This is a genomic window from Pseudomonas sp. YQ_5 (assembly GCF_043103305.1).
In the GTDB taxonomy this organism is placed as follows: Bacteria; Pseudomonadota; Gammaproteobacteria; order Pseudomonadales; family Pseudomonadaceae; genus Aquipseudomonas; species Aquipseudomonas putida_Y.
In genome coordinates, this window is record NZ_JBICJS010000001.1 from 110,286 (window position 1) to 119,765 (window position 9,480).

Below are 9,480 nucleotides of genomic sequence, written 5' to 3' on the forward strand. Positions count from 1 at the left end.
AGTTGTGCCGGTTTTTCGTCGGATTAGCCATGGTTTTTCAGCGTTTGAGAACCCTTCGCGGCCACAAGACGATGTCTGCAATCGCTTCTGGAACGGGCTGATGCTGCGAAGAGATCAGTGAGTACAGATTCGTTAGTCTGCACCGGCCTCTTCGCAGCACACGGCTGCGCCTGCAAAAAGCGCGTCAGTGACACATCGCTCAGAACTGTGCGGCCTCTAGCCCATAAAGGCTGCCACTGCCGGCCCGAATACTCGCCTCCAGCCCCAGCCCTCGCGGCAAGACCCGCTGGAAATAGAACGCCGCACACGCAAGCTTCGCGCCATGAAACGCCTCATCCTCCTCACGTTTGGCCAACGCCACCGCTGCCATCCGCGCCCACATATATGCGTACGCAGTCAGCCCGAACAGCTGCAGGTACTCAACCGCCACCGCGCTGACCAGGTTGGCATCTTCGCCTGCCTGCTCCCGCAGCCAGCTGCTGGTGGCCTCCAGCCGCGCCAGGCTCGCCTGCAGGGCCTCGCGGTACAAGGGCGCATCCACACTGAAAGTTCGCACTTCGCTGGCAAAGCTGGCCAACGCCTGACCACCGTCGGCCAGCACCTTGCGCCCCAGCAGATCAAGGGCCTGGATGCCGTTGGTGCCTTCATAGATCTGTGCAATGCGCACGTCTCGCACCCGTTGCTCCTGGCCCCATTCGCGGATGTAGCCATGACCGCCATACACCTGCTGGCCAAGCACGCAGCTTTCCAGACCGTTATCGGTGAAGAATGCCTTGGCCACCGGTGTCAGCAGTGCCACCAGGCGCTGGGCATGCTCGCGCTCGCCGGCGTCCTCGGCATAGCGTGCCACGTCCAGTTGCTGGCCAACGTAGACGGCGAACGCCCGACCTGCTTCGGTGAGGGTGCGCATGGTCAGCAGCATGCGCCGGACATCGCCATGGTGGATGATTGGGTCGGCCGCCTTGTCGTGTGCCCGCGGGCCAGTCGCTGAGCGGCTCTGCAGGCGCTCGTTGGCGTAGCGGGCGGCGCTCTGGTAGGAGGCTTCGGCACAACCGATGCCTTGTATGCCGATAGACAGGCGTTCGTAGTTCATCATGGTGAACATCGCTGCCAGGCCCTTGTTCGGCTCGCCCACCAGGTAACCGATGGCACCATCAAAGTTCATGACACAGGTTGCCGAAGCCTTGATGCCCATCTTGTGTTCGATCGAGCCACAATGGACAGCGTTGCGCGCGCCCAGACGGCCATCGGCCTCGACCAGGAATTTGGGCACCAGGAACAGCGATATACCTTTGGCACCGGCGGGCGCATCCGGCAGTTTGGCCAGCACCAGGTGGACGATGTTCTCGGTCAGGTCCTGCTCGCCGCCGGTAATGAAGATCTTGCTGCCACTGATGCGCACACTGCCATCGGCCTGAGGCTCGGCGCGGGTGCGGATCAGCCCCAGGTCAGTGCCGGCATGGGGTTCGGTCAGGCACATGGTACCGGCCCAGCGGCCTTCATACAGCGGTGGCAGGTAAGTGGCCTTGAGGGTTTCGCTGGCGTGGGCATCGATCGCCAGGCAACTGCCGGCGCTCAACGCCGAATACAGGCTGAAGCTGCAGTCAGCGGCGTAGAGCATCTCTTCGAACAGCACGCCGAGCATCTTTGGCATGCCCATGCCGCCGTGTTCCGGGTTGCCGCCCAAGCCGACCCAGCCACCTTCGCGGTAGGTGCTCCAGGCCTCGCGGAAGCCATCAGGGGTGGTGACCTGGCCTGCGTCGAAGCACACACCTTGCTCGTCACCGTTGCGGCTGAGCGGGGCAATCAGCTGGCCGGTGACTTTGGCAGCTTCTTCGAGAATGGCGTCGGCAGTGTCGGCATCGATGCGTTCGGCCAGGGCGGGCAGGCGGGCCCACAGGTCCGAAGCGTTGAACACGTCATGCAGGACGAAGCGCATGTCGCGCAGGGGGGCGGAATAGGTGGTCATCGGCAGCTCTTGCAATAGTGGGGGATGGTTGGGCGTGCGCTGAACCTTCAGGCGCAGCCGTGTGCTGCGCCTGAAGCGGAGCGGCTACGGCATTAGAGGGCCTTGGCCCGGTCGCGCAACACGTATTTCTGGATCTTGCCGGTCGAGGTCTTGGGCAGCTCGCCGAACACCACGGTCTTCGGCACCTTGAACCCGGCCAGGTGCTCGCGGCACCAACTGGTGATGTCGGCTTCACGGGTGTCCTCCCGGCCTGGCTTCAGGGCAACGAAGGCGCACGGGGTTTCCCCCCATTTTTCATCCGGGCGCGCCACCACGGCGGCTTCCAGCACTGCCGGGTGCTTGTACAGGGCGTCTTCGACCTCGATGGTGGAGATGTTCTCGCCACCGGAAATGATGATGTCTTTGAGCCGGTCCTTGATCTCGATATAGCCGTCGGCATGCCACACGGCCAGGTCGCCGGTGTGGAACCAGCCGCCACGGAAGGCTTCGGCGGTGGCTTCAGGGTTTTTCAGGTAGCCCTTCATCACCGTGTTGCCGCGCATGAAGATTTCGCCCAGGGTATCGCCGTCGCGGGGCACCGGCTGAAGGGTTTGCGGGTCGGCGACCATCAGGCCATCGAGGGTCGGGTAGCGCACGCCTTGGCGAGACTTGATCCGGGCACGCTCTTCCAGCGAAAGCGCGTCCCATTCGTCATGCCAGGCACACACGGTCACCGGGCCGTAGACCTCGGTCAGGCCATAGGTGTGGGTGACCTTGATGCCCATTTGCTCCACAGCGCCGATGACCTTGGCCGGTGGTGCAGCGCCGGCGACCATGGCCTGCACCGGGTGCTCGATGGCTGCCTTGGCCGCCTCGGGCATGTTGACCAGCGCGTTGAGCACGATCGGCGCACCGCACAGGTGGCTGACTTTGTGCTCGCGGATCAGGGTCAGGATTTTCTGCGGGTCGACCCGGCGCAGAAACACGTGGGTGCCGGCCAGCGCGGTGATGGTCCAGGGGTAGCACCAGCCGTTGCAGTGGAACATCGGCAACGTCCACAGGTACACCGGTCGGTGGCCCATGGCCCAGGTCATCTGGTTGCCCAGTGCGTTCAGGTAGGCGCCACGGTGGTGGTAGACCACGCCCTTGGGGTTGCCGGTGGTGCCGGAGGTGTAGTTCAGTGATATGGCCTGCCACTCGTCATCGGGCCATTCCCAGGCAAATTCCGGGTCGCCTTCGTTGAGCAGTGCCTCATAGTCCAGCTCGCTGACCGCGCGGCCTTCGCCGTACTCCGGGTCATCCACATCAACCACCAGCGGCGGGTGTTCAAGCAGTGCCAGAGCACCTTCGATGACCGCATGGAACTCGCGGTCGGTGATCAGCACCTTGGCCTCGCCATGCTGCAGCATGAAGGCGATAGCCTCGGCATCCAGGCGCACGTTCAGGGTATTGAGCACAGCACCGGTCATGGGTACGCCGAAATGCGCCTCGAGCATGGTTGGGGTGTTGGGCAGCATCACTGCCACGGTGTCGCCGCGGCCAATGCCACGGCCGGCCAGGGCGCTGGCCAGGCGCCGACAGCGTTGGTAGGTTTCTTGCCAGTTGCGGCGGATGGCGCCGTGGATGACGGCCGGGTAGTTGCCGTAAACGGCAGCGGTGCGTTCGATGAAGCTCAGCGGGGTGAGGGCGACATGGTTGACGGCAGCGGGCATCAGGCCCTGGGCATAGATCGACATGCGGTAATCCTGTAAGGGAGGCAGACGCAGCCTGTGCACCTGGCCCCCGATGGCTGATTGTTAGCTCTGTTCAGGGTGCAGGGGGCGGACGGTGGGCCGCCCCCTCTGTCGCAGTTTTACGCGAGTCGCTATGGTATTAGGAATATCGACTATAGCAATATAGTAAAACTACTATAACAACAGGCCGCCTACCGTGGATGACACTGCTTACCCCTTGCTTGCCAAAGACCCCCAACCCAGTCTGTTGCTGGCCAGTGATGCAAGCCCGCTGGCACTCAACCCGGCACTGCAGGCCTGGGTCGCCGAAGGGCCTGAGCTGGCTTGCTGGCTGCCGGCCAATTGCGCTGCCCTGGTGCGTGCGTGTCTGCGCCAGCACCGGGCGATCAGCGATGTCGAAGTGCAGGTCGGCGAACGTATCGTGCTGTGGACGTTCATGCCGGACAACCAGGGCCAGCAGGTGCTGGGCCGCTGCCGTGATGCCAGCGAAGAGCGCCATGGCGCACGCGAAGCCAGCCGCGCCCGGCGCCTGTATCGGTTGATCATCGAAAACACCACCGACCTGATTTCCCGACACAGCCCCGATGGCCGCTTTCTCGATGCCTCACCGGCAGCCTACCGCCTGCTCGGCCTGTGGCCCGAGCAGCTGCGTGGCATGCCTGTACATACCTTGCTGCATCCGCGCGAACGGCGTCAGGTACTACGCCAGGCCGCTGCCGCGCTGGACCAGGATGGCTACCACACCATGACCTGCCGGGTACGCCAGACGACAGGCGACTACCGCTGGTTCGAAATCGCCAGCCGGGCGATCCGCGAGACCTACACGGGCGCGGTGGTGGAGGTGGTCAGCGTGTCCCGCGACATCACCTTGCGCATCGAAGCGCAGGAAAGCCTGGCGCACAGTGCCCGCCTCGCTACCCTGGGCGAGCTGGCCTCGGGCATCGCCCACGAGATCAATCAGCCGCTGGCCGCGGTGGTCAACTATGCCAACGCCAGTCAGCGTTACCTGCAGGGCCTGGAACGTGACCCCCAGGCTCGCGAGCGGGTAGGCCAGGGCCTGCAGCGTATCAGCGAGCAGGCCACCCATGCCGCCGAAGTGATCCGCCGCCTGCGTGCCTTCCTGCGCAAGGGGCCGCGACGCCTGGAGGCGTTGGATGTGGCCGAGCTGGCTGGCGAAGCCATGCGCCTGTGCGCCTGGGAAGCCGCGCGGGACCAAGTGCAGGTGGAACTTCGCATGAGCGCTCAACTGCCCTTGGTGTATGCCGACCGGGTGCTGCTGGAGCAGGTGCTGCTCAACCTGCTGCGCAATGCCATCGATGCCAATCGCGAGCAGCAGGGGGAGCGGCCGTCACGTATCCTGCTCTGCGCTGCGCGCGATGGCGATGGGGTGCTGGTCGAGGTAGCCGACCAGGGCCCGGGCGTGGCACCGGAGCGGCTGGATGAAATCTTTACGCCGTTCACCACCAGCAAGGCCGACGGCCTGGGCTTGGGCTTGAGCATGAGCCGCAGCCTGATCGAAGGCTTCGGTGGCAGCCTGTGGGCGCGGGCGGGTGACGGCGGCGGTCTGGTACTGTGCTGCCGGCTGGCGGTCAGCAGGGAATAAGGGGAGGCAGTGTTGCAAGCAAAAGTGTATGTGGTCGATGACGACCAGGGGATGCGCGACTCTACGGTCTGGCTGCTGCAGTCGGTGGGTCTGCAAGCCTTGCCGTTCGCCAGCGGGCAGGCGTTTCTCGACGCCTGCGTCGATGATGGGCCCGCCTGTGTGCTGCTGGATGTGCGCATGCCGGGGTTGGGCGGGTTGGCTGTGCAGCAGGCGATGCGTGAGCGTGGCCTGATGGTGCCGGTGATCTTCGTCAGCGGTCATGCCGATGTACCGATCGTGGTGCGGGCATTCAAGGCCGGTGCCTGCGACTTCATCGAAAAACCCTACAACGACCAGTTGCTGCTCGACAGCGTTCAGGCTGCGCTGGAGCACGCCGGGCTGGCGCGACAAGGCGATCAGGCGCTGGCCTTGGTGCAGGCGCGTATCGATGGCCTGACGCCGCGTGAGCGGGACGTGTTCGTACCCTTGGCCCAAGGGTTGAGCAACCGCGAAATTGCCGAGCAGTTGGGCATCAGCGTCAAGACCGTGGACCTGTACCGGGGGCGGGTGATGAAGCGGTTGCAGGCGGGCAGCCTCGCAGAACTGGTGGGAATGGCGATTGCTTGCGGGGCGGTGGAGGCGTTGGGCCTGCAAGCGCGTTAGCCGCCTTTACGCACACCCTTGCAGGCGCGGCCTTGTGTGCAGCAACGGGCCGCAATACGCGCCTGCTGAGAGCGGTGAGACAGGCAGAAGTCATGAAATATTTCATAGCTTGCTAATGAAGGCTTTGACATTCACTGCCTAGGCAGTAATATTTCTACACACTTAACTGAGCAGTCAACGATGGCCCATTTTTCCCCCGAAAACTTCCAGACCTGCGCCATCGGCATGTTGCTTGGCCGTGCTGCGATTCTCAAAGACCGCATTCTTGACTGGCACCTGGAGTCAGAGGGCGTCACCGCCGCGCAGTTCAAAGTGCTGATCATCGTCACCCAGTACCAGGTGGATACCCCGGCCGAACTGTGCCGGTACCTGGGCCTGGACAGCGGTTCGATGACCCGCATGCTCGACCGCCTCGAGCAGAAGGAACTGATCGTGCGCAACCGCTGCGCCGACGACCGGCGCCAAGTGCGCCTGGCACTCACTGCGGACGGCCAGCGCCTGGCCAACCGCCTGCCGGAAATTGGCGCCGCCGCCATGAACGAGTTGTGCGGCGTGCTGGCACCAGAGGAGCTCAAGACCCTGGAAGGCCTGCTGGCCAAGGTGCTGCTCAGTGCTGGCGACCCGTTGACGATCCGCCGCTTCGGCGACCGTTGAACCCTGTAACGAATTATCCAAGGTATTGTCATGGCCACTCCCACAGACACCCCGACTCCCTCCGCCGCGCCCGAGTCGTCACGCAAGCGCAAGGCCTGGCTGCTTGGCCTGCTGTTGCTGCTGATCCTTGCCGGGGTCGGCACCTGGGCCTGGTACAGCATTGTCGGGCGTTGGCACGAAAGCACCGACGATGCCTACGTCAACGGCAACGTGGTGGAGATCACCCCGCTGGTCGCTGGCACCGTTACCAGCATCGGGGCCGATGACGGCGACCTGGTCCACGCCGGCCAGGTGTTGCTGCAATTCGACCCGGCCGACAGCGAAGTGGCCTTGCAGTCGGCCGAAGCCAAGCTGGCACGCACCGTGCGGCAGGTGCGCGGGCTGTACAGCAACGTCGACTCGCTGAAGGCTCAACTGGAAACGCGCCAAGCTGAACTGCGCAAGGCGCAGCAGGACTTCAACCGGCGCAAGGTGCTGGCTGACAGCGGTGCGATTGCCGCAGAAGAACTGTCCCATGCCCGCGACGACCTGACCGTTGCCCAGGCCGCCGTCAACAGTGCGCGCCAACAGCTCAGCACCAGCAGCGCGCTGGTCGACGACACCGTGGTGTCCTCGCACCCCGACGTCATGGCTGCTGCTGCCGACCTGCGCCAAGCCTACCTCGACCACGCCCGCACCACGTTGGTCGCGCCGGTCACCGGCTACGTTGCCAAGCGTACCGTCCAGTTGGGCCAGCGCCTGCAGCCGGGCACCGCGACCATGGCGGTAATCCCGCTGGATCAGGTGTGGATCGATGCCAACTTCAAGGAAACCCAGCTGCGTGAGATGCGCATTGGCCAGCCGGTGGAAGTCACCGCTGATTTGTACGGCAGCGAGGTCAAGTACAGCGGCACGGTCGACAGCCTTGGCGCGGGCACCGGCAGCGCCTTTGCCTTGCTGCCGGCGCAGAACGCAACCGGTAACTGGATCAAGATTGTCCAGCGAGTACCCGTGCGCATCCACCTCAGCCCCGACCAGCTCAAGGACCACCCCCTCCGTATCGGCCTGTCCACCGTGGTTGAAGTCGACCTGCATGACCAGAGCGGCCCGGCTTTGGCCCAGCAGCCACCGCAGAAGGCCAGCTACACCACCCAGGTGTATGATCACCAGCTGGTCGAAGCCGACAACCTGATCGCCCGGCTGATTCACGAGAACAGCGCAACCGGCAAGACGGCGCAACGATGAGCAACAACGCTGCTGCTCAGTTCACGCCACCGAGTCTGCTGCTGACCACCATCGGCCTGTCGCTCGCGACGTTCATGCAGGTGCTGGACACCACCATCGCCAACGTGGCCTTGCCGACCATTTCCGGCAACCTGGGGGTGAGTTACGAGCAAGGCACCTGGGTTATCACCTCGTTCGCGGTGAGCAACGCTATCGCCTTGCCGCTGACCGGCTGGCTGAGCCGGCGCTTTGGTGAAGTGAAGCTGTTCATCTGGGCCACACTGCTGTTCGTGCTGGCGTCGTTCCTGTGCGGTATTGCCCAGTCGATGCCCGAGCTGGTGGGGTTTCGTGTCTTGCAGGGCGTGGTCGCCGGGCCGCTTTATCCGATGACCCAGACCCTGCTGATTGCTGTCTACCCCCCGGCAAAACGGGGGATGGCACTGGCGCTGCTGGCGATGGTCACGGTGGTGGCGCCGATTGCCGGGCCGATTCTTGGGGGCTGGATCACCGATAGTTACAGCTGGCCATGGATCTTCTTCATCAACGTGCCCATCGGTCTGTTCGCTGCTGCCGTGGTGCGCCAGCAGATGCGCACGCGCCCGGTGGTCACCAGCCGCCAGCCGATGGATTACATTGGCCTGCTGACCCTTATTATCGGCGTTGGTGCCTTGCAGGTAGTGCTGGACAAGGGTAACGACCTGGACTGGTTCGAGTCGTCATTCATTATTGTCGGCAGCCTGATCTCGATTGTATTCCTGGCGGTATTCGTGATCTGGGAGCTGACCGACCGGCACCCGGTGGTCAACTTGCGCCTGTTCGTGCACCGCAACTTCCGCATTGGCACCATTGTGCTGGTCGGGGGGTATGCCGGGTTCTTCGGTATCAACCTGATCCTGCCGCAGTGGTTGCAGACGCAGATGGGCTATACCGCGACCTGGGCAGGCCTGGCGGTTGCGCCGATCGGCTTGCTGCCGGTGATCATGTCGCCGTTCGTGGGTAAATATGCGCACCGGTTCGACTTGCGGGTGCTGGCTGGGTTGGCGTTCCTGGCGATCGGTACCAGTTGCTACATGCGTGCTGGTTTCACCAGCGAGGTGGACTTCCAGCACGTGGCCTTGGTGCAGTTGTTCATGGGGATTGGCGTGGCGTTGTTCTTCATGCCGACGTTGAGCATTTTGCTGTCCGATCTGCCGCCGCACCAGATTGCCGACGGTTCGGGGCTGGCGACTTTTCTGCGAACTTTGGGCGGGAGCTTTGCGGCTTCGTTGACCACCTGGATCTGGATTCGTCGGGCGGACCAGCACCATGCCTATCTGAGCGAGCACATCAGTCAGTTCGACCCGGCGACGCGGCATACCCTTGAGCAGTTGGGCGGCGCCAGCCCGCAGAGTTATGCGCAGTTGGAGCAGATACTCAACGGGCAGGCTTACATGATGTCGACGGTGGATTACTTCACGTTGATGAGCTGGGTGTTTGCCGGGTTGATTCTGCTGGTGTGGTTCGCCAAGCCGCCCTTTACCGCCAAGGCGGGTCCGGCATCGGCGGGGCATTGAGTGCTCTCGCTCTCGCTTCGGCTTTTGATTTTGCTTCTAAGCGCGCGATAGCCCAGGCGCCGCGGATTGCGACTTCAGGAGGCCGAGCGCAGGGCTTGCGAAGGGAGGTGACGGGCATGGATGCCCGTCAAGCGCTGGGCCCCA

At 63.7% G+C, this 9,480-nt stretch carries 7 protein-coding genes; 5 read left to right on the forward strand and 2 right to left on the reverse strand.

Annotated elements, in window-relative coordinates; all coding sequences use genetic code 11:
* Nucleotides 1-199: 199 nt before the first annotated feature.
* Entirely contained in the window at nucleotides 200-1,969 is a 1,770-nt protein-coding gene (locus ACF8EA_RS00475; RefSeq protein WP_392520929.1) for an acyl-CoA dehydrogenase C-terminal domain-containing protein, read from the reverse strand.
* Nucleotides 1,970-2,061: 92 nt separating this feature from the next.
* Entirely contained in the window at nucleotides 2,062-3,684 is a 1,623-nt protein-coding gene (locus ACF8EA_RS00480; RefSeq protein WP_019437073.1) for an acyl-CoA synthetase, read from the reverse strand.
* Between the two features lie 193 nt (nucleotides 3,685-3,877).
* Between ACF8EA_RS00480 and ACF8EA_RS00485 the strand changes: the two genes are divergently transcribed.
* From ACF8EA_RS00485 to ACF8EA_RS00505, 5 genes are all read left to right on the forward strand, one after another.
* Entirely contained in the window at nucleotides 3,878-5,284 is a 1,407-nt protein-coding gene (locus tag ACF8EA_RS00485) for a sensor histidine kinase (RefSeq protein WP_392520930.1), read from the forward strand.
* A 9-nt stretch (nucleotides 5,285-5,293) separates the two neighbouring features.
* Nucleotides 5,294-5,926 carry a response regulator gene (locus ACF8EA_RS00490; RefSeq protein ID WP_323601599.1) on the forward strand — a complete coding sequence of 211 codons (633 nt, stop codon included), beginning with the start codon at nucleotides 5,294-5,296 and terminating at the stop codon, nucleotides 5,924-5,926.
* A 180-nt stretch (nucleotides 5,927-6,106) separates the two neighbouring features.
* A complete protein-coding gene (locus tag ACF8EA_RS00495) occupies nucleotides 6,107-6,580 on the forward strand; it encodes a MarR family winged helix-turn-helix transcriptional regulator (RefSeq protein WP_010954405.1) in 474 nt (157 codons plus the stop codon).
* 30 nt (nucleotides 6,581-6,610) lie between these two features.
* Nucleotides 6,611-7,804, forward strand: a complete 1,194-nt coding sequence (locus ACF8EA_RS00500; RefSeq protein WP_021781651.1) for an HlyD family secretion protein — start codon at nucleotides 6,611-6,613, stop codon at nucleotides 7,802-7,804.
* Entirely contained in the window at nucleotides 7,801-9,336 is a 1,536-nt protein-coding gene (locus tag ACF8EA_RS00505; RefSeq protein WP_252459169.1) for a DHA2 family efflux MFS transporter permease subunit, read from the forward strand. The genes ACF8EA_RS00500 and ACF8EA_RS00505 overlap by 4 nt, the downstream gene beginning before the upstream one ends.
* Nucleotides 9,337-9,480 lie beyond the last annotated feature (144 nt).